This is a genomic window from Micropruina sp. (assembly GCF_047606665.1).
Taxonomy (GTDB): Bacteria; Actinomycetota; Actinomycetes; order Propionibacteriales; family Propionibacteriaceae; genus Micropruina.
Map to the genome: position 1 here is coordinate 68,473 of NZ_JASGEF010000041.1, position 26,332 is coordinate 94,804.

The following is a 26,332-nucleotide window of genomic DNA, read 5'->3' on the forward strand; positions in this document are numbered from 1 at the left end:
CTACGATGAGGGGCATGCCGCTGCTGGGTGCCGAGACCGAGTACGGCATCCTCGCGCCGAAACGTCACGATCTACACCCGACGGCGCTGGCCGCGGCGGTGGTCGATGCGCATGCGGGGCCGGCCACGCTCGCGCGTCCCGATCCCGACGATCCGATCCCGATCGAGGACGCCCACAACCGCTTCCTCGGCAACGGAGCCCGGCTGTACGTCGATCACGCGCATCCGGAGTATTCGACGCCCGAGGTGACCACCCCGCGGGCGGCGTTGCTCGCCGACCTGGCGGGGGACGCCATCGTGGCGCGGGCAGCGGTGGCGGCAGGAGAGCGGATCGGCACACCGGTGCGGGTGTTCAAGAACAACACCGACGGCAAGGGTGCCTCGTACGGCTATCACGAGAACTACCTACTGAACCGTGCGACGCCATGGCCGCAGGTTGTGGAGGGCTTCCTGGCCTACGTGGTGACCAGACTGGTATTCACCGGTGCCGGACGGGTCGGGATCGGCCGGGCGAGCGAGGCGGCCGGCTTTCAGCTGTCCCAGCGTGCCGACTTCTTCGAGGCGATCACCGGTCTGGAGACGACGATCCGGCGTCCGCTGGTGAACACCCGTGACGAACCGCATGCCGACCGGCACCGGTGGCGCCGGCTGCACGTCATCGCCGGGGACGCCAATCGCTCGGAGACCGCGACCCTGCTCAAGCTGGGGACGGCGTCCGCCGTGGTCGAGGCGATCGACGCGGGAGCACTGCGTCCGCCGATGCTGGCCGACCCGTTGGGCGCCGTTCGCACCATCAGTCGTGATCTGCGATGCGCCACGCCCTTGGAGTTGGCCGACGGCAGGTGGCGGACCGCGGTCGAGGTCCAGCAGGAGTATCGATCTCAGGTGGAGGCTGCGGGTTCTGCGGACTCTGAGGTGCTCCAGCTCTGGGGACGAACCCTTGACAGGTTGGCAGAGAACCCAATGATGTGTACCGAACTGGAATGGGTCGCGAAACTTACCCTGATGGAGAGCTTTAGAGTCCGCGATGACGTGGGGTGGGACCATCCGCGACTGGCGCAACTCGATCTGGCCTGGGCCGATCTGGATGATCGGGTCAGCCCCTACGCGGCCCTGGTGCGAGCCGGACGAATGCCTCGGCTGACCACGGACGCCGAGATCGAGCAAGCCATCGCTGGCCCGCCCACCGACACCCGTGCCCACCTGCGCGGCCGCCTGGTCGCAGAGCGGACCTCCGACGTGTTGGGCATCGACTGGTCATGGATCCTGCTCCAAACCCCGCACGGACGCCGCCGACTCAGCCTCACCGACCCGCTCGGTGCAACCGCGGTCGACCTCGAACGAGCCGGCAACCTCGACCGGTTCATCGCGGCCCTCTGAACCGCGGGGACGGTTCTTCGGCGTTCGAATTTCAAACGTCCGGGGACGGTTCTCCCGGTCACTGGGTCACTGGGGACGGTTCCCTCGGTCACCAGGAGCGAACTCTCCATGCCGAGTCGCGCAGCGCAGACGCCGGCTACTGGTCGGAGCGTCCTGCCAGCCGAAAGGCCCGGCGCTGTTCGGCATTCGCCCAGCGCGCCTTCTCGAGGTCGGTGACCGGCTCGAACTGGGGAACAGGCATCGCCTTGCCATTTTCGTCCAGGGCGACCATCACGAAGTAGCAGCTGGTGGTGTGCCGGCGTACGCCGGTCAGGATGTCTTCGGCCTCGACCCGGATCCCGACTTCGATGGACGACCGTCCGGTGTAGTTGACGGACGCTAGAAAGGTGACCAGCTCGCCGACATGCACCGCGCGGCGAAACCACACCCGATCGACGGACGCCGTGACGCAGTAGTGCCGGGCGAATCGGCTGGCGCAGGAGTAGGCGACCTGGTCGAGGACCTTCAGCAGATGGCCGCCGTGCACATTGCCGGCGAAGTTTGCGGTCTCCGGCGTCATCAGCACGGTGAGAGTGAGGGTACGGGGTGGGAGTTCGTCCGTCGGCACGGGCACCACTCTAGAACGACGGATCGGTTCGGACGCGGAAAGAGACGACCTTACGCGGGCGATCAGGTGAACCGTCCCCGTGGCCCGCGGGGACGGAGGAACTTGGGCACCGGTCTGAAATCGACCCCACAGTAGGGGCCCCACCTGACCCGTTTCCGTAGTCAACCCCGTGTCGGGGTGACGAGGGGCGTCCACTCTGGGGTCGATTTCAGAATGCTTCGCCGGGGAACCGGCTTAGCTGCACCTGATGAGGACGGGGCGGGCGTGCTGCCCGGCGCGCGATAGGCTGTCTCGTCGAACAGGAGGAGCCATGGCCGAGCGCATCCAGCGTCAGCGCGGTACCGCGCGCGTCGATGAGCCGCAGGTCGAGGTGACCCCGGCCGCCACCAAGCTGGTGGTGGACTACGACGCCTTGCTCGACGAGATCGATTCGGTGCTCGAGAGCGATGCCGAGGAGTATGTGCGCTCCTTCGTGCAGAAGGGCGGCCAGTGAACGAACCAACCCTGACTCCAGCGGTGGTGATCGGAACCGGGCTGGTCGGGGCGTCGGTCGGTGCCGCCCTGGTCGAGGCCGGCGTCGAGGTCCATCTGATCGATGCTGTGTCGTCCCATGCCCGGGTAGCAGCATCGCGTGGCTGCGGCACGACCGAGCCGGTCGAGTCGTCCGCCGTCCGCCTGGTGGTGGTCGCGGTGCCGCCGGGCTCGCTCGCCGACGTGATTGCCGACGCGCTGGCCACCTACGCGAAGGCCACCGTCACCGATGTGGGCTCGGTGAAGGGCACCGTGCTGGCCGACCTGCGCCAGCGCGGCATCGCGCTGGAACGTTACGTCGGCTCGCACCCGATGGCCGGTTCGCAACATGTGGGGCCGCTGACCTCGCGTCCGGATCTGTTCGTCGATCGCACCTGGGTGATCACGCCGCACGACACGTCGCGGGCCAAGGCGGTGCTCGCCGTTCAGCATCTGGCTCGGTTGTGCAGTGCCCGGATCGTGACGATGGGCGCCACCCATCACGACGAGGCGGTGGCCCAGGTGTCGCACCTGCCCCAGCTGATCAGCACGCTGACCGCCGGACGGCTCAACGAGGTGCCGGACGAGCATCTGAAGCTGGCCGGGCAGGGGCTGCGTGACGTCACCAGGATCGCCGAATCCGACCCGAAGATGTGGACCCAGATCATCGCCGCGAACTCGGACGCCGTCCGGGCCGAGCTGGAGGCGATCTCCGAATCCCTGACCGAGCTGCTCGACTCCTGGGGGGATCCCAGTGCGCTGCGCCGCTTCCTGACCGACGGACGCCGCGGCGTCCGCGCGCTGCCGGGCAAGCATGGCGCGGCGCCTTCTGACTATGCCCAGGTCGTGGTCGCCATCCCGGACGCCCCTGGCGCGCTGGCCCGGCTGTTCGCCGACATCGAGGCCGCCGGCGTCAACGTCGAAGACGTCCGGATCGACCACGACCCGGAGCGCGAGATCGGCTATCTGGCGGTCGGCGTGGCGAAGAAGGCCCGCGCCGCCGTCGAAGAGGCCATGACAGCCGCCGGCTGGACCCTGCGCTACACCTTGTGATGCGCTACCTGCAATGAGGAGAACCATGACGAAACCGCTTGTGATCGCGATCGACGGGGCCAGCGGCTCCGGCAAGTCGAGCACCGCCCGCGGCGTCGCCACCCGCCTGGGCCTGGCCTACCTGGACACCGGCGCCATGTACCGGGCGGTCACCGTGGCCTATCTGGATTCCGGCGTCGAAGGCTCCGATCCGGACGCCGTGACCGAAGCCGTCGTGGCGGCCGACATCGAGATCTCTACCGATCCGGCCGACCAGTGGGTGCGGGTGAACGGCCGCGACGTCACCGAGGAGATCCGGTCGCAACGGATCTCCAGCAACGTCTCCACCGTCGCGGTGATCCCGGCCTGCCGAGAGAACCTGGTCGCCCGGCAGCGCGCGATAGTCGAGGCCGCCCCGAACGGCATCGTGGCCGAGGGCCGCGACATCACCACCGTCGTCGCGCCGGACGCCGACGTCCGGCTGCTGCTCAGCGCCGATCCGGAGATCCGGATGGCCCGCCGCAAGCTCGATCATGGCGGCCAGATCGACGACGCCGCGCTGCGCGACCAGATTCTGCGCCGCGACGCCGACGACTCCACCCTGGTGAACTTCACCACCGCCGCGGACGGCGTGGTCAGCCTCGATGGCAGCCTGCTGTCCCTGGAGCAGGTGATCGACGCGGTCGTCGACCTGGCCGAACAGGCCCGAGCCGGAACGGAGGCCGGCGGTGAGTGAGCCGGAGCAGGAGCTGATCAAGCCGGTGGTGGCCGTCGTCGGACGTCCCAATGTCGGCAAGTCGATGCTGGTCAACCGGATCATCGGACGCCGCGAGGCGGTCGTCCAGGACGTGCCGGGGGTGACCCGTGACCGGGTGTCGTACGACGCGACCTGGAACGGTCGCGAGTTCGTCATCGTCGACACCGGCGGGTGGGCTCCGGACGCCAAGGGGCTGGCCGCGCAGATCGCCGAGCAGGCCGAGCTGGCGATCGCGGCCGCCGATGCGGTGCTGTTCGTGGTGGACGCCGCGGTCGGCATCCAGGACGTCGACGAGGCGGTGGTCGGCGTTCTTCGACGTAGTCGCAAGCCGGTCGTGCTGGCCGCCAACAAAGTGGACGACGCCCGCAACGAGGCCGAGGCGGCGATGATGTGGAATCTCGGGCTGGGGGAGCCGCACCCGGTCTCGGCGCTGCACGGACGCGGCTCCGGCGACCTGCTCGACGCCCTGATGGAGGCCCTGCCGAGTGCACCGCGGGAGACCGAGGCGGAGATCGGCGGTCCGCGCCGGGTCGCGATCGTGGGACGTCCGAACGTCGGCAAGTCGTCGCTGCTGAACAAGCTCGCCCACCAGCAGCGCTCGGTGGTCGACAACGTCGCCGGCACCACCGTCGATCCGGTCGACGAACTGGTCGAGGTGGCCGGCATCGTCTACCGGTTCATCGACACCGCCGGCATCCGGCGGCGGGTGAAGGAGGCGTCCGGCCACGAGTACTACGCGTCGCTGCGTACGGCGTCCGCGATCGAGCGGGCCGAGGTGTGCGTGGTGGTGGTCGATGCCTCCGAGCCGATCGCCGACCAGGATCTGCGGGTGATCACCATGGCCGAAGAGGCCGGCAAGGCCCTGGTCATCGCCTACAACAAGTGGGATCTGACCGATGAGGAACGCCGCCGTTACCTGAACCGCGAGATCGAGCAGGACGTCCAGGCATTCGGCTGGGCGCCGTCGGTGAACATCTCCGCTCTCACCGGACGTGGCGTGGACCGGCTCTCGAAGGCCATCGAAACCGCGCTGGAAGGTTGGGAAACCCGAGTCTCGACCGGCAAGCTGAACGCCTTCCTGGGCCGGATCACGGCAGCCCATCCGCATCCGGTGCGAGGCGGCAAGCAATCGCGGATCCTGTTCGGTACACAGGCCCACACCGCGCCGCCGACGTTCGCGCTGTTCACCTCGGGGCAACTCGATCCGGGCTACGTCCGGTTCCTGCGGCGCCGGCTGCGCGAGGAGTTCGGCTTCGCCGGGACCCCTGTGCACATCGAGGTGCGGGCGCGGGAGAAGCGCAAGAAGTAAGCTCGCGGTCGAGCGTGATCGGCCAGTCGGCCGGCTCGTCACGCGCGGCCCGCGACGGATGGCGCTAGCGCTGTCCGGGCCACTGATTCTGGGACGGACCGGGCTCGCCGGCCTGCGGCGGATACTGCTGCGGCGGGTATTCCGGCAGCGGACCCGGATAAGGCTGACCAGGATACGACGTCCCAGCCCCCGGCTGATCCGGATGCGGCGGCTGGCCGTATCCGGGCTGGTGGGGACCGGACGCCCCGTAGCCGCCCTGGCTGTAGCCGGACGTGCCCGGTCGGTACTGCGGCATCTCGTCGCGCCGCACCTGATCGATGAACATGTAGGTGTAGTAGGTCTGAATGAACGGCGACGTGAAGAGCTGCACGATCAACTGCAGCACGGTAGACACGGTGAGCAGCGGAATGAGGCCCAGCAGGTAGGCGAGCGCTTCCGCCGGACTGGGGTTCTGGGGTGTCACGCCACCCATCAGACCGCCCGCGAACTGGGTGAAGGTGCTCAGCACCCACATCACCATGGACACCGCGAGTTGAGGCACGATCGCGTACCCGAAGGTGCGCCAGAAGCAGCCCTTGGTGAGCCGCCACGAGCGCCGCAGGGCGTCCATGCCGCTGCGCTGCTCGATCACGACGGCGGGCACCAGGTAGAGCAGCCTGGTCCACAGCACGATCGACAGAGGAATGCCGACGAAGATCAGCAGCAGCATCACACCGAAGAAGCCGGCGACTGCCGCGGAGGCGTCCTGACTGGACAGGCTGCCGAACACCGTCCACAGCAACGCGATCAACACCAGGTAGATGGCGATGACGATGCCGGCGAAGATCGCGATGACCGGGACCAGCCGAGGCAGGAAGCCGGCGGTGCGGACCAGCAACCCCTTGAAGTCGGGACGCTGGCCCTGCGCGATCTCGTAGGCGCCCTGCGTCATCATTCCGTACATCTTGAGTTGCGCGAGCATGATGATCAGCCCGCCGACCGCCACGATCGCCGCGACGACGATCAAGGCGGTGACGATCGCACTCTGGTTGCGGGTGAGCGCCGCGCTACCGCCGATCAGAGCGGCGGACAGGAAGACCGCCAGCATCAGCAGCGACGGGGTGAGCGACAGCAGGATGAACAGCCCGAAGCGCCGCTTGAGAGCCTCGAACGAGCTGGAGAACAGCCCGGAGATGTCCATCGGACTGGGTCGAAGCAGGGGAGTGGGGTTGGTCACAGGCAGCAGTCTACGGGCGGGCGCCGACAGCCACGCGGACCAACGCAGGACTGCTTTTGAGTGCCACGGGTCGCACCGTGTAGTGTGATCCGGCGGGGTCGCCAGGCCTCGACAACAGAAGAGCGGGCTGTGGCGCAGCTTGGTAGCGCACTAGACTGGGGGTCTAGGGGTCGCAGGTTCAAATCCTGTCAGCCCGACGGGTTATCTACCCTGATGGGAGGGTGGTTGAGAGCGACAAATCGCTCAGTGCATCTCTCATGCATCCTAGGCTTCCCGAAAGGGAGCCGGCAGTAAGCGCCGGGATGCAAATCCAGTCAGCCCGGACTAACCGGCGTCGGTGCAGTTCATGTGAAGAGCGTCGCGACTACCTTGCCCGACGCAAGAGGCCGTGATCCGTGCCCATCGGGGTCTACGTTGGTGGTTGTGACTGCCCCCAACACTGCCGAGGGAGCCGTGGGGCGCACGTACCTCTCTCTGCACCTGATCGCAGCGATGTGAGGAAGCACCTCGAGGATCACACGGGACCGCTCGGGACCGGGTTATTGTTCGCCTCACCGACGTGGAGGCACATTCACCCGGGCATTCGGCTAGAGGTTTCACCAGGCGTGTACCGCGTCTGGGCGGCCAGACCTCAGGTTCACGATCTGCGCCACACAGGCGCCGTCCTTGTGGCGCAGACCAGGGCCACGCTGGCTGAGTTGATGGCCCGCACGGCCACGCCACACCCAAGTGTGGCGATGCACCATCGCGCGCCACGCCGATCGGGACCGTGCGATTGTTGCCGCCTTGTCGAAGACGGTCACTGAGTCGGCGTCAGTCAATCCCGTGCGGAAGGGATCTTGTGAAACAGCCGATCAAGGTCAGCGGTCTTCACGCGGATCATTCGCCTGCTGCGGTAGGCGGGCAGGTCGCCGGTGGCGATGCGCCGGCGGATGGTCTTGGTGCTCAGGCCGAGGATCTCGGCGGCCTGGGCGATGCTCAGCAGCTGCGCGCCGTTGATCGTGGTGGTCACGGGTCCTCCTCTGGCCAGTGAAGTCTGTGCTTCCCTAGGCCGATCTAGACCTGGGTTTGGGACATGCCGAGCAGAGAACCGGGCACTCGTCGGTGGCGATCCGCGGCGGAGCTGGCTCTCCGCAACCTTCCTCTGGCAAGGGATGACGCGATGAGTTCGAACTTAGGGGTAGCCAAGTAAAGGGATCAGACGTAGCGTGAAGAGCAAATTGCTGAAGAAGTTTGAGGCTGCGGGGGCGTCCCAATCTCCACTGTTCCTGACCTAGGGAGGTAGGTAGGAAGGAGACGCCATGGTGTCACGAGCGCCGCTCGTCGTGGCCGCGAGTGCGGTCGCCGTCCTGCTGTCGGCGTGCACCCCTGCTGGTTCTCCCAGCCCCTCTGGTCCCGCTGCCTCCCATTCCCCGACCGTGGGTTCAGCCACGCCAACGCCGACCCCGCCCCCGACGCAGGTGTGGTCGGCTGTGGAGCGGGACGCGGTTGCCGCCGTGGACGCGTACAAGGCTGCGACTCAGCGGATCGAGAACAATCCGGCCGCGTTCACTGAGAAGCAGATGACGGCGCTGCTGACCAAAGTGGCTGGACGAGACGTCGTCAAAGCGAACGTGGGGAGCTACCTCGACCTGAAGAAGCGCGGTTTCCGGTACGCGGGCTCGGTCTCACCGATCTGGACGAACGTGACTGGGACCGCTGACCACGGTGACGCGGTAGAGATCGTTGTCACGCGTTGCTACGACCAGCGGGCTATCAAAGCCGTCGACAAGGACGGCAACGCCGTCGATCAGGCCACGCTGGGTTACCGGATCCCCGAGTTCAATCTGCGCCAGTACCAGGTTGTCAAAGCCGATGGTGAGCCTCAGTTCCGGATCTTTGGACTCTCGGGGCCCGCGGGGGATTCCTGCCATGGCTAGGGCATGGGTCGTGATCCTCTTGCTGGGACTGCTATTTGTGGTTCCTCGAACGGCATGGGCAGACGGCGCTCATTGCAACGAAACGACGGACACGTGCGAAGTGCAGTACCACCAGGAAATTGTGCCCGATCCTTCGACTCCTCCGTCGAAGGATGGTTCGCGGGACGGTGAGAAGCCGAAGTATCCGGCTTGTTCGTCGTTCCGGGGTGGGAGTGTGGTTGCGTTGCCGGGTACGGCGTTGGCGGATTTGCCTGTAGCGGATCGTCCGGAGCCGGGGTGGGCGCGGTCGTCGTGCTTGGAGGACGGGACGTTGATGTGGGTGTGGTCGCCGCCGCGGGTGAACGTGGAGGTGATGGCCCGGACGTTGCTTGCTCGGTTGCAGTTGCGGCCGATCACGATTGGTTTGACGCCGAAGCGACAGGGCTCGATGGGGTTTGTGGGGGTGCCGAACTGGTTGTGGGTGCAGGATCCGGCGCGGACGACGTATGGTCCGGCGACGATCAGCGCGGGCGGGATCAGCCTTACGGCGAAGGTCGAACTGATCGAGTGGGACATGGGTAACGGTGATGTTGTGCGTTGCCGGAATCGTGGCACGGAGTGGTTTGACGGGATGGGTGTGAAGCAGTCCCCGACGTGCGGCTATGTGTATTCGAGGCAGGGTCATTTCGTGGTGAGGGCTACTGCGCATTGGGTTGCGCGGTGGTCTGGTTACGGCCAGTCGGGGGCGATTCGGTTATCGCTGACCGCGACTCGTCCGTTGGAGATCGGGGAGCTCCAGGTGATCATCACCGGTTGAACCCGCGGGAGTAGAAGGCTCCCGACTACTTGAGACCTCATCGCCCCCAAGGGAGGTATCTGATGAGTGCGACAACCACACAGCGTCCGGTGGCACCGCCACCGGCGGATGGGCTTGCGGGGCAGGGTTCCCCGGTCAGGCTGAGGCGGCGGCCTTCGATGGTGATCTGGTCGGTTGCCCTGGTCGTGTTGGGCGGCCTGTTGGGGCTTGCGATGTGGACGCTGTCGAGCACGTCGACGGAGGTGGTCGCGGTCCGGGCAGCGGTGGATCGGGGCGAGTTGATCGCGGCCGATGATTTGGTGGTGGCGCGGGTGGTGGTGGACCCGTCGTTGCGGGTGGTGCCGGCAGCTGATTTGCAGGGGTTGGTCGGGCAGCGCGCGGTGCGTGATTTGGGGCCGGGCACGCTGCTCAGTCCTGATCAGGTGGGGCCGGATGTGATCCCTGGGGTGGGGCAGACGATCATTGGTGTCGCTGTGGGTGTGGGCCGGTTGCCGGCGGAGCCGTTGCGGCCGGGTGATCGGGTGCGGTTGGTGGAGACGAGCCCTGACCAGGGCCAGCCTGCGGAGAAGCCGGCGTCGGTGGAGGCTGTGGTTCATGGGGTCTCGCTGCCGGGGCCGGACGGGGTCACGGTGGTAGTGGATGTCGTGGTGCCGTACACGCTCGCGGCGCGGGTCGCTGATCGGGCCGCGATTGGCCGGGTGGCGATCGTGTTGGATGCGCGGGTGCGCTGATGATGGTGACGTTGATGTCGGCCTCGGGTGCTCCGGGGGTGACGACGACCGCTGTCGCGCTCGGGGTGCGGTGGCCGCGTCCGGTGATTGTGGTGGAGGCGGATCCGAAGGGCGGCTCGGGGATCCTGGCTGGCTATTTCCGGGGGCAGGTGGATCATCCGGGGTTGATCGAACTGGTGGTGGCTCAGCGGGCTGATGTGGTGGCGGAGGCGTTGCCGCGGCTGCTGTTGCCGGTGCCGGGTACGCAGGCGTCGGTGCTTGTTGGGACCAGGTCCCATGAGCAGGCGGCCGGTTTGGCCTCGTTGTGGCCGTCGCTGGTGGAGGCGTTGAGTGATGTGGACGGTGCGGCGGCGACCGATGTGATTGTTGATGCGGGCCGGTTGGGTGCGTATGGCTGGCCGCAGCCGCTGGCGGATAGTTCGGACGTCTGCCTGTTGGTGATGGGGAGTGATCTGCCGTCGTTGGCGGCGAACCGGTCGTGGGCGGCGTCGTTGGCGGCCGAGGAGAGTCCTGGGCATCTGGTTCGGGTGTTGCTGGTGGGCCCGGGCGTGCCGTACGGAGCGGGCGAGGTTCGCCGGGCGCTGGGGGTGCCGGTGCTGGCGGGTATTGACCGGGATCCGGTGCTGGCGCGGGTGTTCTCGCAGGGCGACGAGGTGCCGGTGCCGCCGTGGTGGCGCGGAGGCGCGCGGGCGGCAACCGCGGCGTTCGCGGGGTCCGGCTATGTGCGGTCGGTTGAGGCCGCGATCGAAGCGATCCGGTCCCTGGCCGTGGAGCAGGCGCCTGCCCGGTTGCCGGACATGGCCGCCACGGGAGGGAGGCGCTCTCGATGAACGACAAGTCGCGCGATCCGATGAATCTGCCACTGTTCGCCGCCGACCGCAGCAACGGGCAGAAATTGCCAGGCAGGGTGCGGTCGACCTTCCAGCTTCAGCCGGCGTCTCCCCCAGGGCCGGCACCGGTGTCGGTGGAAGATCTGCGCACCGCTTACCGCAGAACCCTGACCGCGAACGAGACGGTCGAAGGCCCAAGCTCCCGGCCGCCGGCCCATCCGGGGGACGGACCACACCCCGGTTTGGGTCGGGTTGATTGGGCGGAGGTGGCCCGGTTGCGAGTGGAGGCGTCGGCGGCGTTGACCGACATTGTGGGTGAGCAGCCGGGTATCAGCCGGGCGGAGCAGGAAGCTGTCGGCCGGAGGATCATTGGCCGGCTTCTTGATGCTGCGGATGCTGCGTCGATCGCTGACCGGGGTCATGCCCGCTCGCTGGCCGATACGGCGGCGTTGGCGGATGCCGTGTTTGACGCGTTGTTCCGGCTGGGCCGGTTGCAGCCTTTGCTGGATGACGACTCGGTGGAGAACGTGATGATCACCGGCCATGACCGGGTGGTCGTCGAGCACGCGGACGGCTCGCTGACGGAGGCGGAGCCGGTGGCTGACAGCGACGAGGAACTGCTCGAGTTCTTGAGTTTCGTGGCGGCGCGCGCGGAGAATCCGCGGCCGTTCAGCCCGTCGCATCCGGCGTTGCATTTGCGTTTGGATGATGGTTCCCGGCTTGCGGCCGCGCAGGACACGGCGCGTCCGTCGGTGGTGATCCGGCGGCACCGAGTCCGGCAGGTGACCCTGGCTGATTTGGTGGATTGGCACACGGTGTCGCCGGTGATGGCGAGCTTCTTGGCGGCGGCGGTGAAGGCACGCCGCTCGATCGTGGTGTCTGGTGGGCAGGGTGATGGGAAGACGACGTTGGTGCGGGCGCTGTGTGCCGAGATCGACCCGTGGGAGGTGCTGGGCACATTCGAAACCGAACACGAGCTGTTTCTGCACGAGTTGGCGGACCAGCATCGGATTGTCACCGCTTGGGAGGAGCGGCCGGGGTCGGGTGAGACCGCGTCCGATGGCCGGTCGTGGGGTGAGCGGCGCATCGCGGATCAGGTGATCGACAGTTTCCGGTTCACCCTTGCCCGTCAGATCTTGGGCGAGGTCCGGGGCGCGGAAGTGTGGTCGATGGTCAAGCTGATGGAGTCGGGGGCGGGCAGCCTGTCCACCACGCATGCCGCGGACGCGTCGGGGACGATGCGGAAACTGATCACCTGTGCGATGGAGGCCGGTCCGCATGTCACCTTGGAGTTGGCGGCGACCAAGCTGGCGGACACGGTCGATTTCATCGTCCAGATGCGTTGTGACCTTGACCGAACGGCGGAGGGTCCTACCCGGAAGGTTCGCCGGGTCGCGGAGGTTCTGGCGGTCGAACCGGGCGAGGCCGGACGGTATTACAGCCTGACCTCGGTGTTTCGGCCGCTGCCGCGCGCGATCGGTGTCGCGGACACGCCACCGAAGCAGGATGTCCTGGACGACCTGATCGATCACGGCTTCGACCATGCCGCGTTCCTGGCTGAGGCCGACGCTTACCCGAGGCGGCGGTCATGACCGGCGTGCTGGCCGCGGTCGCGGGCGCGATGATCGCCGGCGGGATCCTTGGCATCGTCGTCGGTCTGCGACCCGTCCCGGTTACGGAGACGAAACGGTCCGCTCGCCGGTCGGCGGTGTGGCGGCGCCGGTGGGCGACGATCTCGCCGGCACGCCGTTGGGCAACTGGGGTGGCGCTGGTTGCGGGTGTGGTCGTGGCGTGGCTGACCGGGTGGGTGATCGCGATCGTCGTCTTTCCCGTCGCCGTGTTGGGGTTGCCGGTGCTGCTGGCTGCCCCGACCGACACCGTCCGGATCGAGAAGCTGGACGGGATCGCGGAGTGGACCCGGAACCTGTCCGGTGTGCTGGTCGCCGGCCAAGGACTCGAACAAGCGCTGATCGCGAGTCTCCGGTCATGCCCGGACATGGTCCGGCCTGAGGTGGCTGGTTTGGTGGCCCGGCTGCGGAGCCGGTGGCCGACCGACGCCGCGCTTCGGGCGTTCGCGGACGATCTGGACGACGCTACCGGCGACCTCGTTGCCGCTGCGCTGACTCTTGGTGCGCGCAAGCGCGGCCCGGGGTTGGCGGGCATGCTGACGGGGCTGGCCGAGTCGGCCGCGGCCGATGTGAAGGCCCGCCGCCAGATCGAGGCCGACCGGGCCAAACCGCGCACGATCGCCCGGCTGGTCACTGTGCTGTCGGCCGGCGCTCTCACCGTGTTGGCGTTGACGGGCTCGTTCTTGGAGCCGTACCGGACGCCGCTGGGCCAGGTGATCCTGGTCGTGCTGCTCGCCTGCTACGCAGCCTCGCTGGTCTGGCTCAAGAAGGCGGCCCAGTCGCCGCCGCCGGCCCGGTTCCTGGGGGTGGTGCGGCGATGACGATCCTGGTGGGTTCGGTGCTGGCAGGAATGCTGGTGATGGCAGGGGTCGCGACTTTCTGGTGGTGGGCTTCCCCGGCCCAACCCGATCTGGTCGCAGCACTCGACCGGCTCGCACCGCACCGGACGCTGCCGGCGAGTCCGGTGCCGGTAAGCGGCGGAACCATCGGCACCGCGGGGGAGCGGGTCGGGCGGTGGGCGATCCGCCGGCTCCCGCTGGCCTGGATCACGGTGCCGACGAAAGACCTGGCGGTGTTGCGGAAGACGCCTGCTTCTTTCTACGGCGACAAGCTGACCTTTGCCGCTGTCGCCCTGGTCGGGTTGCCGCTGCTGTGTTGGCTGTTCTCCCTGAGCGTGCCGATGCCTGCGGCGGTCCCGGTCGCCGGCACCCTCGCTGCCGCCGTCGTTGCCTGGTTCGTGCCCGACCTGGACGTCCGCCGCGACGCCGCCAAAGCCCGGACCGAGATCGCCCGTGCCCTCGCCGCCTATACCGATCTCGTCGCCCTGGAGCGCCGCGGCGGCGGCTCAGGGTCACGGCAAGCAATGGAACTGGCCGCCGAGATCGGCGATAGCTGGCCGTTCCGCCGGATCAGTGAGGCGCTGGCCCGGTCCCGGTTCTCCGGGCAACAACCCTGGGACGCTCTCCACGACCTGGCGAACCAGCTCGCGGTCACCGATCTTGATGACCTCGCCGACATCATGCGGCTGTGCGGTGAGGAAGGCGCCCAGGTCTACGACTCGCTGCGCGCCAAAGCCGAAGCGAGCCGCAACGCTCTCCTCGCCGCCGACCAAGCCGAAGCGAACGCGACTGGGGAACGCATGTTCATCCCGGCCAGTCTCCCAGCGATCGTGTTCGTCACGATCCTGCTCGTCCCACCGATCATGCGCCTCCTGGCGTCCTAAAAGATCCCATCCTGGAAGGAACCGATCATGACCCAACTCAGCCGCACCATCGCCGCCCACATTGTCGCGGTACTCACCGTCATCGGCCGGTGGCCGGAAACCTCCCGGCGCGATGAGCGGGGCAGCGTCACCCTGGAGAACCTGCTCTGGACGCTCCTGGTCATCGCTGTGGTCTCTCTCGCGACCTATGCCATTACCAACCTCATCAACAGCAAGATCGGCCTGCTGCAGTAACGCCGACCCATGACGAACAGGAACCGGCAACGACACGAGCGGGGCTCGGCGACCATCCAGGCCGTCGTGCTCCTGCCGGTCCTGTTCGGTCTGCTGTTCGCCACCCTTCAGATCGGTCTCTACTTCTACGGCCGCACCGCAGCCTCGTCCATGGCCAGCGTCGGTGCCCGCGCCGCGGCAGCCGAGAACGGCACCCAACAAGCCTGCCGGCAGGCGGCAACCGCGTTCGCAGCGAGCGTGCGGGACGCCCTCAGCAACCCACACATCGTCTGCACCATGACCCCGACCACCGTGACCGTGCGGGTCACCGGCACCACCTTGTCGCTGATTCCCGGCTGGACGATGCAAGCCGACCAAACGATCACCCTGCCCAAGGAGCGAATCACATGACCACCTCTGCACGGCATGCCGCACGTCACACCGTGGCACCGGGTGAGCGGGGCTCCGCGGCTATCGAGGCAGTCATCGTGATACCCGTCATGATCCTGCTGCTCCTGTTGGTCATGGCCGGCGGTCAGATCGCGCTCGCACGCCAGACGGTCCAAGCGATCGCCACCGACACCGCCCGCACCGCCTCTCTGGCCCGCACCGCACCCACTGCCAAGAAGTCAGCACTCGCCGCCGCCCATCAAGCCCTGGACCAGCAAGTCGCGTGCCCCGACCGCAATATCGAAATGGACCTGCGCGGGTTCGCCGCTCCAGTCGGCACCCCGGCGTCGGTGTCGGTCACCGTCACCTGCCGCGTGTCCACCCTGGGACTCCCAGGACTTCCGGGCGTCACCGTGACGGCCACCATGCAGTCGCCGATCGACTCCTACCGCGGGAGACAACCATGACCACCCGCCGGACCCAACACCGGGCCAATGCCCTGACCAAGCCGGGGGAGCGGCGTGACGATGAGCGTGGCTCGGTCACCTTGTGGGCGCTGTCGTCCGCTGTCGCTTTCCTGCTGATCGTGGGCATCTCGGTCGATCTCACCGGCCAGATCCGTGCCAAACAACAAGCAGCCGACATCGCCGCGCACGCCGTCCGCGTCGCCGGGCAACGGGTCGACCCGGCCACCCTGATGGGCGGACGCCCCACCTCCACGATTGAGGCCGCCGCCGCCACGACCGCCGCGCAACACGCGATCGCGGAGGCTGGCATGACCGGCACCGTCACGATCACCGGTGGTGTCCGGATCACCGTCACGACCACCGCCCGCTACACGCCGGTATTCCTCAGCTCGCTCAGCTTCGGAGCGTTGACAGTGACCGGTACCGCGACGGGACGCCTGGTCCGCGCCCAGGACGGGACAGAACGATGACCAAACCAACACCACCACGCGCGATGACCCAACGCGTCTCGACCGGGATGACGCTGCGCCGTATCCTCGCCGGTATCGCGGCACTGGTCGCCCTCCTTGCGTTGATGGTCGGCATGCCGCTGCTGCTGTGGGCCGTCCGCGACATCGGCACCCTGCACATCGAGTGGACCGTTTCCGGTGTCTGGCGAGCGCTCCTGCGGCCCGATGACGGCACCCTGTTCCTGGCCCTGTTCAAACTGGCCGGCTGGATCACCTGGGCAATACTGGTGACCAGTATCGTGCTGGAACTCGTCGCCCGGATCCGGCACGTTCGAGCGCCGAACCTCCGCGGACTCGGCATCCCGCAGGCGCTCGCGCGGAGCCTGGTCACCGCGGTAGCTGCACTGTTCCTCACCACCGGCGGCCAGCTGCCCACCATCCCTGTCGCGACCGCCGACCCCGTGCCGCCGCCACCCGCTGCCGCGAGCGCGCACCCACACACCCCACAGCCGGGCCACACGACCCGAGGCCCCCAGCACTACACGGTCCGCAAAGGCGACACGTTGAGCGGGATCGCCCTGGACAAACTCGGTGACGCGCACCGCTACCCGGAAATCTTCCGAGCCTCCCGCGACATCCGCCAACCAGGCGGACACCGGCTGACCGATCCGGACGTCATCGACATCGGCTGGACACTCAACCTGCCCAGCACACCCACAACCACGACCGACCGGAAGCCCGATAGAGAGGATCACCACCAGACACCCGACCACCGCACCCGGTCCACCACACCCAAACCCACCGTCGGAGCCGGCACCATCACCCCTGCCACGCCGTCCACGCAGCCGACCCCGCAACCCACGACCGCTGCGCCGTCCCATGCTGCTCCGACGGCGCCGGGCCCGAACGGCTCGACTGTCAGCAACCCGGATGCGCCCGTCGCGGATGCTGACGAAGGCTGGCCCGTCTGGCTGCTCACCGGCCTGGCCGGGGCGGGCGGAATTCTGGCCGGAACCATGTGGCTGGCGTTACGGCGGCGGCGCGCGCTGCAAAGCCACCATCGCCGGCCCGGGTTCATGATCGCCCCGCCACCGGCGGACACCATCCCGGTGGAGAAGACCCTGCGCCACGCCGGCGCACCCATCGCCCACCTGATCACGGTCGTCGACGACGCCCTGCGCCGCACCGCCGAGACCATCATCGCCACCGGAGACCGTCTGCCCGCCGTTCAAGCACTCGAAGTCACCGACGGCCACCTGATCGTCCACCTGGCCGAACCAGGCCAACTCCCCGCCCCGTGGCAGAAGAGCGACACCCGCACCTGGCAGCTCGACACCGCCACCGACCTGGACGCGATCGGGACGAGCCACGACGGCGGGCCGTCGCCATGGCCCCACCTGGTCACCCTCGGCACCGACCAGAACGGCCACTGCTGGCTGGTCAACCTCGAAGCCTTCGGCACCACCACCATCACCGGCGACCCCACCTTCGCCGCCGACCTGGCCCGCTACTGGGCCGCCGAACTCGCCACCAGCCCCTGGGCCCAAGACATCTGGCAAATCGACCTGGTCGGCGTGTTCGGTGAACTCGACGGACTCCACCCCGCCCACATCCGCGTCCACACCAACATCGATGAAGCGGCCGCGAGCGTGCTGCGCGCATCAACCGGCATCCTCAAAGCCACCGCGGACGATCCGGCGTCGCACCTACCCACAGCCCGCATGCGGCAGGACAACGAATACCTACCAGGTTGCGCCGTCTTCGCGCCCGCGGACGCCGCCGACGGGCTCAGCGCCGTCGCCCGCCTCATCCACGACAAGCCAGGACGCACCGGCACCACCATCACCTTCCTCGGCCCAACCGACACAACAGACGGCGGGCTGTCAATGAACGCCGACACGAACGGCCGCGTCCGCGTGCCCGCACTCGGTCTCGACCTATTCCCGACCGGCATCACCGCCGACGAAGCCCTCGGCTGCGTCCAACTACTCAAAGCCGCCGACCAACACGACAACGTCCCAGTCCCCGCCCCAGACGGCGACAACGAATCGATCACCGACGCCGCCGGCCGGCTCCACCATCACCTCACCGAACAGCGGCCCTCGGACGGCTGCACCAACCACCACGACAGCAACCTTCCCCAACCCGACAACACCCTGCTCACCGTCGCGGCCACCACACCACAAGACCTCGCGACCCTCGCACCGGTCATCCCACCCGCAACCCGCGAGCAGATCAACACAGACCCGACCCTGGATGACGACCTGGCCGCCTGGCACGCCAACAGCAGCGACCGGCCCAGACTCGCCGTCCTCGGCCCCGTCCGAGTAAGGGTCGGACGCGGCGGCGACCCGCACGCCGGCAACAAACGGAAGGCCTACTACACCGAGATCGTCGCCTACCTCGCGACCCGACACCACGGGGCCACCACCCACGAACTATGCGACGCGCTCGCCACGACACCCGACCTACTCCGCCGCAACCTCAGCACCGTCCGCAAATGGCTCGGGACCTACCCCGCCACCCACGACCCGTTCCTCCCCGACGCCACCCGCCTCGACCCCAACGGAGACCGCACCTACCGGCTCACCAACCTGCTCCACGACGCGGACCTGTTCCGGCGCCTCCGCATCCGCGGCCAAACACGCGGACCCGACGGACTGGCCGACTACCTCGCCGCGCTCAACCTCGTCACCGGCACCCCCTACACCGGGCTACGCGCCACGGGCGGAATCTGGCTCGCCGACAACCGCGACGACCAACACCTCCTCGTCGGCATCGTCGACGTCGCCCACCTCGCCACCACCATGGCCCTCGCCGCGGGCGAACTCGACGCCGCGGAACAAGCCGCCAGAATCGCCGCCAAAGCAGCCCCCGACGAAGACCGCCCCCGAGTCGACCTGGCAGCCGTCGTCGCAGCCCGCGGACGCCACGACGAGAGCCAACGCATCGGCGGTGCCATCCTCCGCCAGAACGACAACGACGGACCCCTCGAACTCGACGACCACACCATCGAACTCCTCCTCGCCCACGGCTGGCTAGCACCCGGGACCCGCGCCGGCTAAGGCGTCTGCAGGGCTCTGTGTGGACCTGCTTTCGCCGGCGTTGCTCATGGCGTGCAGTCCTGGCGATCATGGGAAGCAGCCCAGCGCACCCCGTGGATGCCAGGCAATCTTTGGCGCGGCTCCGCCGATGCTCCGATCCTCTGACGCCACGATTGGCGTCTAAGCAATTTCACTCCTGTCGCGGGCCTACCCGTGCCGCCATACTTCCGCCATGGCACTCGCGCTCAAGGTACTCGTCGGTGACGACCCGCAAGAGCCAATCGATGGGATCTACCAAGTAGCTGGCGGCGTCCGTGTAACGCTGAGGGCGAAGCCGGACAGCGACGCAGCGAAGGTAACCGCACCGGGATGGTTTCTAGACGGCAAGGCGTGGACCACCGGAGCAGGAATAGAAGACGACACCACCAGCTTGCCCAGCCGGACGTTCAGCCCGGACGGGAAATATGGCAAAGAGATCACCCTGAGGGCCAAGGTCGACGGTCTGGACACGAGTGCACCGCCGATCACGCTAGGCAAGCCGCCCGACGCCCCCAATGGGCTTGACGAGTCGCCGGCCGATGGGGTGAGTGAGGTTGCGGTCGGAGAGTACGACCCACGCTTCTCCCTCGTGGCCGGCGGCGTTCTGGTGCTGGTTCTAGTAGCTATCGGAGCAGCGGGATGGCAAATCAGCGGCAGCCTGCTCCCGCTCAGCAACCCGCTGCCCGTCCCGACCGGTGCCGCCCCTTCTTCAGTGCCACCGCTGGACCCAACGACGCATGTGGCGAGCCGTACTGCAAGCCTCGTGCGGGTGATGACAGCGTTCGCGGGGATCTTCATCCTCGCCATCGGTGCCTACCTTGCCGCCTTGGAGACCCGCGGCCGGCTCCGAGCCACAGCCCAACCCGGCAAGATCCGTGGCACACTCGCCGAGTTGGTCAACTTCATTGAGCCGCTGCGGCGTCTCCGCGGAACCACAGCGGCCTTCGCAGTCGGACTGCTGCTAGTTCTGGCCTCGCTCCTCGCGCCAACCTCGTCGAGTATGCTCCCCGATCCCGCAGCGTCAAGCACGCCAACAGCGACCGGTTCCTCGCCTACACCGACTACGAGCCCGGCTCCGTCGACTAGCTCATCGCCACATGGCTAGGGGAGGTTCTGTGGGCCGGTATCTTGCCTGCGTCGTGGGTGTAGCGGCGCCTGATCCATTCCGGTTCCGGGGAGAGCGGTTCGCCTTCGGAACGGCCGCCGGGGTCGACGGTGACGTCGACTTCTACACCGGCCTCCTCTACGAAGAGGTCCCCAGTGATCGCCTTGTCTTTGCAGGCGCTAGAACGCGGCGGCACGACACGACACGGAAGGCGCTCCTCTCCCACCTGGCCCACCTGGCTGGCGACGCCCGGGCAGGCGACACTCTGGTACTGGTGCTGGTCGGGCACGGGTTCCAAGTCCGGGACAATCCCGATCGGCCAGACGAGGCAGATGGCTTCGACGAGGTGTTCGCCGCGGCCGACCAACCCATCGTTGACGACGATTTCGCAGGGCTCTGGGCTACGATGCGACCCGACGCCAACGTCATCGTGTTCGCAGATACCTGCAGCAGCCACACCATCGGCATCATGGGCGGCCGGTCGGACGAGCACATCAACAGTGACGCCAGCAAAGGTCCTTCTCGGCTCTCGCTCGCAGCTTCGATGCCTTTCGAGACTGCGGCAAGTGAACCTGCACGGGTCGGTAGTGGCTCTCGGGGGATATTCAGCCAGGCGCTTGAGGTCGCCTGGCAAGGCGAACGGCCCGCGACCTATCTTGACTGGTTCCGGGCGACCGCCACTCATGTCGGTGCCACCCGGCCCAAGCAGCACCCTCAGTTGCTCTATATCGGCCCCGACGACGAGCTGCTCAACAGGCGCCCTTTCACCTGAGATCGCCTTCGCGCGACGCCGGTAGAGATAGTCTCTTAGTCGACCCTCAGTCGACGCGCACAGGAGGCGGAAGATGGTCATGGAACCCCCTGGCGGCGAGCCTGAACCGCTTCAGCGTCAGGCGCGTCCACTAACTGGGTTCGCGCAACGTCGCGCAAGTCCGTCGCTGCCTGAATACATCCCTAGTCCACTTCTGAGTGCAGTGCTGATCGACGCGTCTGGGCTCGTCAAGACCGTCGGTGATCTGGCGCAGTGGCCAACGCCGGTGGAGCTCCTCGATTTTTGTAGCCTGATCGAGAGCATCGTGCTTTGCGACGAACTCGTGGCTGTGGGCCACATACCGTCGGTCAACGGTCCTGGGGTGCCATTGCTGGAGAGGCTTGCTTCAGCTGGCGTTGTCCGTCACCTTCAGGCGAGCCGGAGTATCTCGATCGGACATGGCCTCCAATCTGACTGGGCTCGCGGGCCTCGGATCACGCACAGCACGGAGTCTGATGCGTATCACGAGGTCGGTCGGCTGCTCGGTGCAGAGCGCGAAACCGGATTGGGCGTTCTTCCGTTGGTGCGACAGCGAGGCCTCTATAAGGAAGCATCTGCAACGGTAGGGATAAATGATGTCGCGAATCTGTTTGCGCGCTACCGCACGCTGGAGGAGGGATACACCGCCTTGCGAGGGTTATCTCGTTGGCCTGAACGTGGATTCTCCACTCTCCCCCTACCTCCGTTGGCTCTCACTGTACTGTCCAGAAGCACCGATATCGTACAATCGCTCGATCGCGCCGTAGAATTGCGAGACGAATACTCGCAGCTCAGAGACAAGATGCGGGATCTTCGATCCATCTTATCGGACCAATCGGTGCCGCCGATTCGAAAGCTTAGACATCGCGCGCAGTGGGTGGAGTCGTGGACGCTCCTATCAAACGATCTTGCCAAATACGAAATGGACAGCGCTCTCATCGGAAGTGCGATGCCTCAACTATTCGGAGCAGCGTTGGACTCCTCGGGCGGGGCGGCCATGTCACTAGATCTGGCCGCGTTTGTTCGGGTCATCGGCCGCGCAGGGCTCGACGTGGTGAAACGCTGGAGACTGCGCCTTCTGCAAAGGTCATTCCGATCCTTTATGCGTACCTCGGACTCGGCCTTGATGGAGCACGCTCAAAGGGTGGCAGGGGTGCGATTCTCAGCGGAACAGATGCGCACGACCCAGTCGCTCCTTGCTGACGCGCCCACTGCGGGAAGCTGGAGTGGCAGGCGCTTCGCGTCACCCGAATATTGGTCCAACTCCGGACGATCCCTGAAAAGGCCTCAGTGATTGACGACAAGATGGTCTTATCGAAGGTCAGCGTGGTCTCGGTGAGTCGGCTGATTCCTGATAGCACTTGCGGCTGCTCTAGATCTATTGCTAAGTTGATGCGGAGGGTCTCAACTATCTTCTGGTGACCCTCGCGAGGACTCGGCCCCGCTACTGTGTCCCCAAGTGCCCCGCAAGGCGAGTCCTCGGACGAAGAGTAACCGAGCCTCTCGGCTGATGCACCTCCGTGGACTCGCAGCTATCCTATTGTCTAGGAGCGACCATGACTGAGTCTGAGCCAACGTATGGCGATGAGGCGTTTGAGGTCTCCGCGCGCCCAGAGACCGTTAACGAGTCCGCTGACTTCGAGGGCGCGAATGTCTGTCGAGTTGCGATGCTGTCGACTAGGTTTACCGACGACGGTGGTGCGATCGCACCACTGAGAGACGAATTCCGATCACTGGGATTCTCCGATCGCGTGATCTCGACCGAGCAACGGTGGCGAAACGAAGCGGGTCGCGAGATGTTCGGACAGTTCCGCCTGGCCCCCGATGAGGATAATCTCAGGCTTCGGGCATGGAGCGCACTTAAGGAAGCGCTGATTTATGGCTGTTTCTGGTGGGACTGCGCCAGAAGGCGGCGGGGCTGGGTTCGGGGTGTGTGTGTTTGGTGTTCTGATCGGTCCTGGTGGGGGCCGGTTGGCTGGTTGTGGGCAGGCTGCCGCCCGGGGTTAGCTGGTTTGGAGGGCGATGGCGCGGGCTCGCATGAGCAGGTTCGCTGACGCGAACGCGATGTGGAGCCGGTTCAGGTTCTTGGCCAGGCCGCGGTAGCGGGTCTTGGTGAAGGCGAAATCGCGTTTCAGGATCAGGAACGGATGCTCGACCTTGGCCCGGATCGAGGCTTTCCGGGACTCGATGCGCCGATCGATCGGATGCATGCCGTTCAGTCGGCCCTTGCTGATCCCGACCCGGAACTCGACCGTGGACAGGTGTTCGTCCTCGATGATCTCAGGCCGTTTCTCGACACCGCGGTAGCCAGCATCGGCATATCCGACCTCATCATCGTCACGGATCAGGGATGCGGCCTGTTCGACATCGGCCACGTTCGCTGCCGTCACGCTCAACGAGTGAACGTAGCCGGTGCCGGCATCGACACCGATGTGGGCTTCATCCCGAAGTACCACTGGTTACCCTTGCGGGTCTGATGCATCTGGGGATCACGCGTCCCTGTCTGGTTCTTGGTGGAGGACGGGGCCGCGATCAGGGTGGCATCCACTACGGTCCCGCCCCGCATGATCCACCCGTTCGAGTCGAACAACCGGTTCAGCGCCTGAAACATGGCTGCACCGAGTTCGTGGGTCTCGAGCAAGTGCCGAAAGTGCAACAGGGTCGTGGCGTCCGGCACCTGTGCCACGGTGAAGTCGAGCCGCATGAACTGCCGCATCGCGTAGGAATCGTTGATCTGGTCCTCGACCCCCTCATCGGACAGGTTGAACCACACCTGCAACAGATACATCCGCAGCATCGTCTCGATCGGTATCGCCGGCCGGCCTCGCTTCTTGTCGTGGTAGTGCGGCCGGATCAACTCGACCCACTCCTGCCACGGGATCACCTCATCCATCATGGTCAAGAACTTCTCCCGTCGCGTCACTCGCCGCCGCTGGGCGTACTCGACGTCAGTGAAACTCGGCTGCCACACCTCACTCATAACCGTATTTTACCTAGCCACAGCACGAATCAGCCGCGCCAACACGACGACCCCGCACACCAGAACCCCACCATCGGTCCCACCACACCCAGCCCCGCCAGACCAGACCCGAATTAATCAGCGGTTCCTTAACGAAGGCGGCGCTCCTCGGGACGCTTTGCGATTCCTGATCGCTGTTCTTGGTAGTTCGCTTGAGCGTGAGTCGGCAGCAGCGGCGGCCGCGCTATGGCGCCGGCTTGAACAAGTGCGTGTTGGTCGGCGGCCGCGTGACCCGCGGTGGTGGCGCTCGGTGAACCGCCTCAATGATCTCGAACCTCGGCTGAGGAAGCTGGGGCTAGGAGACCGATGGTTCTCACCGGACATCAACAGTGCCCCGATCCTGATGGAAGACGAACCGCGTGTGGTATGGGACCCAGGGCTGTGGAATGAGGTTGTCCGACGGTTCGGCGATCTTTACGTCGATCCGTATCTGGCGCTACATCTTGTGGTTTGGCGTTTGCACTGGGCGCGGCGATCTAGCGACCCAATCACGGTGTCACTCGCCATGGCTGCTTTTGAGCCGCACGGGAATATCGACCGGCCTCAGAACGGAATCGTGCAGCCTGTGCAACAGGTGACACCCGGCCCATTGACTGTATCGACGATAATTCACGGCACCTGGGGGTGGAAGGGCGACTGGTGGCGGCCGCGGAGCCTCTTTCACGATTTTATCCTCCGTAATCATCGACCGAACCTATATAGCCGGGGTGCCAAGTTCAGTTGGAGTGGAGCGCTCAGCAGAAGGCAACGGATTCAGGCGGCTAACGATTTCTGCGACTGGACTTACGATGTCGCGCCTCACGGGGTGCAGTCGGTATTCGCACACAGTTACGGGGGTGAAGTTGCAGCACGAGCCGTTCTCAATGGCGCCTCGGTCAGTGAACTGGTGCTACTGAGCACGCCCGTGACACCGTGGGTCGAGGCCGCGGTCATGCGAACGCCGCGCGTGGTCGATGTGCGACTTCGGTTCGACCCTGTCCTTGGCCTCGCTCAGGCGCGGCAGCGGATCCTAGGCGGCGACCGCGACCAGGTGCGACAGCACATTAGAAATCCGGGGCCCCACGTAACGCCTGTGCTCCTTGATCGCTGGCGCTACTCCCACGGCGCTACCCACGATGTGACGGTCTGGGATGACGAGGACATCGCGCTGCGGGGACGGTTGTAGATGGCCTCCGGATTACACGGCAAGGCTGTGGTGCGAACGCCGTAAGATGTGTTGGTCAAGAGCGCGAGGTTTCGGAGTGCATATTCAATAGGAAGCGGCCGAGTTCCCCCGAAGTCCAAGATCGGCCGTCTAACCCTATGTCGCACATCAAGGGTATTCCTTCGGAACCTGTGGAACTCGCTGCACATGATCGCACGATTGTGCTCTGTTGCAATCCCCAGCCGGATGGCCAGTTGGGTGTCGTCGCTGATCTTGTCGGCGTCGACTCGGACGAGCAGTCCACCGTCCGCCGGCGCCCTGACGTTCATCATGATCGAGCGGCCGCCAACATGGACACTTCTCGCATCACAGGCCGGTTCGGAAGTGGCTAAGGGTAGGGATTGCTTGCTCCTAGATGCTGGCTGCTTGTCATGGGGTCGATATGAAAGTCGGCGACAGTATTCACGCGGTTGTCAAAGTTCGGGTGGCCTTCCAAGCGGTAGTGCTTTCCGGTCTCAGGATGAATTCCTACTGCAAAGTAGAACCGAGTGCGGCCGCGACCTAGCAGTTCTTCCTCGATCCAGCCGATGACCGTCCAACCCTGGGTCTCGCTTCCGTAGCTGACCTCCCACTTCGGGCGTGTGGAAGGCGTCCCCTGGGCGGAGGGGAGCCTCCTGACTGACACGACCTGCGGGTCATCTTCGTGCGTGGTGGTGGCAGACATCCAGATCCTCCTGACTGGAACAGATGTTCGAATATAGACCGTCGTTGAGCCTCGCGCTACCGGCGTCCCCACTCGTCGTGGCGCTGAGATCGGACGTCGCTACCTGCCGGCGCAGGCAGCCAGTCGAGTGTGTTGAGGTGCGGATCGGTGTGCTCTGACAGCCTCTGTCGCCGTTCGGGAGGTTCGCCGTTCGGGACCTGGGGGACGTTGAGGGATATATGTTTGGCTAGGTGGTTTGTGCTGCGGCTGTGGGTTGCGGATGTTGTTTCCACAGTTGTGGGGGACGTTGTTGGGGACGTTGGTCTGGTCCGTTGGAGTGGTTTCACTCTGATGGAAGGACTTGGGTATGTGTGTCGAATCGGCTCTTGGTGTCACGGCTGACATTGGGCTGCCGGGTTTTTTCCGGACTTGCTTGTTGGTTGTTTTCTAGGCGGCTGTTGGGTTGGTGTTGTTGCCGTAGAGGACTTCGTTGGGCGTTTGGTATCCAAGTGTGGAATGAAGTCTACGCTGA

The 26,332-nt window shown here is 66.1% G+C and carries 24 protein-coding genes and 1 tRNA gene; 20 read left to right on the top strand and 5 right to left on the bottom strand.

Annotated elements, in window-relative coordinates:
• The first annotated feature begins 14 nt into the window (after positions 1 to 14).
• Positions 15 to 1,379 (top strand): proteasome accessory factor PafA2 family protein, encoded by a 1,365-nt coding sequence (locus tag QM619_RS09700; protein WP_415107454.1) that lies wholly within the window; start codon positions 15 to 17, stop codon positions 1,377 to 1,379.
• A 136-nt stretch (positions 1,380 to 1,515) separates the two neighbouring features.
• Here QM619_RS09700 and QM619_RS09705 read toward each other — a convergent pair whose 3' ends face one another.
• Positions 1,516 to 1,986: an acyl-CoA thioesterase gene (locus QM619_RS09705; protein WP_415107457.1), complete on the bottom strand. Its 471-nt coding sequence runs from the start codon at positions 1,984 to 1,986 to the stop codon at positions 1,516 to 1,518.
• Between the two features lie 310 nt (positions 1,987 to 2,296).
• Here QM619_RS09705 and QM619_RS09710 point away from each other — a divergent pair, with 310 nt between their 5' ends.
• Genes QM619_RS09710 through der form a run of 4 tightly spaced genes read left to right on the top strand, consistent with a single transcriptional unit; the run spans position 2,297 to position 5,594 of the window.
• Positions 2,297 to 2,479: a ubiquitin-like protein Pup gene (locus QM619_RS09710; protein ID WP_415107459.1), complete on the top strand. Its 183-nt coding sequence runs from the start codon at positions 2,297 to 2,299 to the stop codon at positions 2,477 to 2,479.
• Positions 2,476 to 3,549, top strand: a complete 1,074-nt coding sequence (locus tag QM619_RS09715; protein WP_415107462.1) for a prephenate dehydrogenase — start codon at positions 2,476 to 2,478, stop codon at positions 3,547 to 3,549. Before QM619_RS09710 ends, QM619_RS09715 begins: the two co-directional genes overlap by 4 nt.
• A gap of 25 nt (positions 3,550 to 3,574) precedes the next feature.
• On the top strand, positions 3,575 to 4,264 hold the full coding sequence (gene cmk / locus QM619_RS09720; RefSeq protein ID WP_415107465.1) for a (d)CMP kinase: 690 nt from the start codon (positions 3,575 to 3,577) through the stop codon (positions 4,262 to 4,264).
• Complete coding sequence (der, locus tag QM619_RS09725; RefSeq protein WP_415107468.1) at positions 4,257 to 5,594, top strand: ribosome biogenesis GTPase Der; 1,338 nt, start codon at positions 4,257 to 4,259, stop codon at positions 5,592 to 5,594. Before cmk ends, der begins: the two co-directional genes overlap by 8 nt.
• A 64-nt stretch (positions 5,595 to 5,658) precedes the next feature.
• On the opposite strand, the gene QM619_RS09730 is transcribed toward der, so the two are convergent.
• Complete coding sequence (locus QM619_RS09730; RefSeq protein ID WP_415107471.1) at positions 5,659 to 6,810, bottom strand: hypothetical protein; 1,152 nt, start codon at positions 6,808 to 6,810, stop codon at positions 5,659 to 5,661.
• 123 nt (positions 6,811 to 6,933) lie between these two features.
• On the opposite strand from QM619_RS09730, the gene QM619_RS09735 reads away from it, so the two are divergent.
• Positions 6,934 to 7,007: transfer RNA gene (locus QM619_RS09735), tRNA-Pro, on the top strand.
• Between the two features lie 620 nt (positions 7,008 to 7,627).
• On the opposite strand, the gene QM619_RS09740 is transcribed toward QM619_RS09735, so the two are convergent.
• Positions 7,628 to 7,822: a helix-turn-helix domain-containing protein gene (locus tag QM619_RS09740; RefSeq protein WP_415107474.1), complete on the bottom strand. Its 195-nt coding sequence runs from the start codon at positions 7,820 to 7,822 to the stop codon at positions 7,628 to 7,630.
• Between the two features lie 484 nt (positions 7,823 to 8,306).
• Between QM619_RS09740 and QM619_RS09745 the strand changes: the two genes are divergently transcribed.
• The 14 genes from QM619_RS09745 (at position 8,307) to QM619_RS09810 (ending at position 20,916) form a co-directional block, all read left to right on the top strand.
• A complete protein-coding gene (locus QM619_RS09745) occupies positions 8,307 to 8,729 on the top strand; it encodes a hypothetical protein (protein ID WP_415107477.1) in 423 nt (140 codons plus the stop codon).
• Positions 8,730 to 8,739: 10 nt separating this feature from the next.
• Positions 8,740 to 9,525 (top strand): hypothetical protein, encoded by a 786-nt coding sequence (locus tag QM619_RS09750; RefSeq protein ID WP_415107479.1) that lies wholly within the window; start codon positions 8,740 to 8,742, stop codon positions 9,523 to 9,525.
• 158 nt (positions 9,526 to 9,683) lie between these two features.
• The gene (locus QM619_RS09755) at positions 9,684 to 10,256 is read left to right on the top strand and encodes an SAF domain-containing protein (protein WP_415107482.1); all 573 of its coding nucleotides are present in this window, start codon (positions 9,684 to 9,686) and stop codon (positions 10,254 to 10,256) included.
• Positions 10,256 to 11,086, top strand: a complete 831-nt coding sequence (locus QM619_RS09760) for a hypothetical protein (protein ID WP_415107485.1) — start codon at positions 10,256 to 10,258, stop codon at positions 11,084 to 11,086. Before QM619_RS09755 ends, QM619_RS09760 begins: the two co-directional genes overlap by 1 nt.
• Before the next feature lie 299 nt (positions 11,087 to 11,385).
• A complete protein-coding gene (locus QM619_RS09765; protein ID WP_415107488.1) occupies positions 11,386 to 12,678 on the top strand; it encodes a CpaF family protein in 1,293 nt (430 codons plus the stop codon).
• Complete coding sequence (locus QM619_RS09770) at positions 12,675 to 13,535, top strand: type II secretion system F family protein (RefSeq protein WP_415107491.1); 861 nt, start codon at positions 12,675 to 12,677, stop codon at positions 13,533 to 13,535. Before QM619_RS09765 ends, QM619_RS09770 begins: the two co-directional genes overlap by 4 nt.
• A complete protein-coding gene (locus tag QM619_RS09775; protein ID WP_415107494.1) occupies positions 13,532 to 14,437 on the top strand; it encodes a type II secretion system F family protein in 906 nt (301 codons plus the stop codon). Before QM619_RS09770 ends, QM619_RS09775 begins: the two co-directional genes overlap by 4 nt.
• A 27-nt stretch (positions 14,438 to 14,464) precedes the next feature.
• Positions 14,465 to 14,671, top strand: a complete 207-nt coding sequence (locus QM619_RS09780) for a hypothetical protein (protein WP_415107496.1) — start codon at positions 14,465 to 14,467, stop codon at positions 14,669 to 14,671.
• Positions 14,672 to 14,680: 9 nt separating this feature from the next.
• Positions 14,681 to 15,061 carry a TadE family protein gene (locus tag QM619_RS09785; protein ID WP_415107499.1) on the top strand — a complete coding sequence of 127 codons (381 nt, stop codon included), beginning with the start codon at positions 14,681 to 14,683 and terminating at the stop codon, positions 15,059 to 15,061.
• Complete coding sequence (locus tag QM619_RS09790) at positions 15,058 to 15,507, top strand: TadE/TadG family type IV pilus assembly protein (RefSeq protein ID WP_415107502.1); 450 nt, start codon at positions 15,058 to 15,060, stop codon at positions 15,505 to 15,507. The genes QM619_RS09785 and QM619_RS09790 overlap by 4 nt, the downstream gene beginning before the upstream one ends.
• Positions 15,504 to 15,977, top strand: coding sequence for a pilus assembly protein (locus QM619_RS09795; RefSeq protein WP_415107505.1), 474 nt, complete (start codon positions 15,504 to 15,506; stop codon positions 15,975 to 15,977). Before QM619_RS09790 ends, QM619_RS09795 begins: the two co-directional genes overlap by 4 nt.
• Positions 15,974 to 19,021, top strand: coding sequence for a hypothetical protein (locus QM619_RS09800; protein WP_415107508.1), 3,048 nt, complete (start codon positions 15,974 to 15,976; stop codon positions 19,019 to 19,021). Before QM619_RS09795 ends, QM619_RS09800 begins: the two co-directional genes overlap by 4 nt.
• A gap of 211 nt (positions 19,022 to 19,232) precedes the next feature.
• The gene (locus tag QM619_RS09805; RefSeq protein WP_415107511.1) at positions 19,233 to 20,144 is read left to right on the top strand and encodes a hypothetical protein; all 912 of its coding nucleotides are present in this window, start codon (positions 19,233 to 19,235) and stop codon (positions 20,142 to 20,144) included.
• Positions 20,145 to 20,154: 10 nt separating this feature from the next.
• A complete protein-coding gene (locus QM619_RS09810; protein ID WP_415107514.1) occupies positions 20,155 to 20,916 on the top strand; it encodes a hypothetical protein in 762 nt (253 codons plus the stop codon).
• Between the two features lie 2,021 nt (positions 20,917 to 22,937).
• Here QM619_RS09810 and QM619_RS09815 read toward each other — a convergent pair.
• Positions 22,938 to 23,905, bottom strand: a protein-coding gene (locus QM619_RS09815; RefSeq protein ID WP_415107540.1) for an IS5 family transposase whose coding sequence is annotated in 2 segments (ribosomal slippage) — positions 22,938 to 23,371 and positions 23,371 to 23,905 — 969 coding nt in all. Because the reading frame shifts where the segments join, the coding sequence is not laid out codon by codon here.
• 1,580 nt (positions 23,906 to 25,485) lie between these two features.
• The gene (locus QM619_RS09820) at positions 25,486 to 25,821 is read right to left on the bottom strand and encodes a hypothetical protein (RefSeq protein WP_415107516.1); all 336 of its coding nucleotides are present in this window, start codon (positions 25,819 to 25,821) and stop codon (positions 25,486 to 25,488) included.
• Between the last annotated feature and the right edge of the window lie 511 nt (positions 25,822 to 26,332).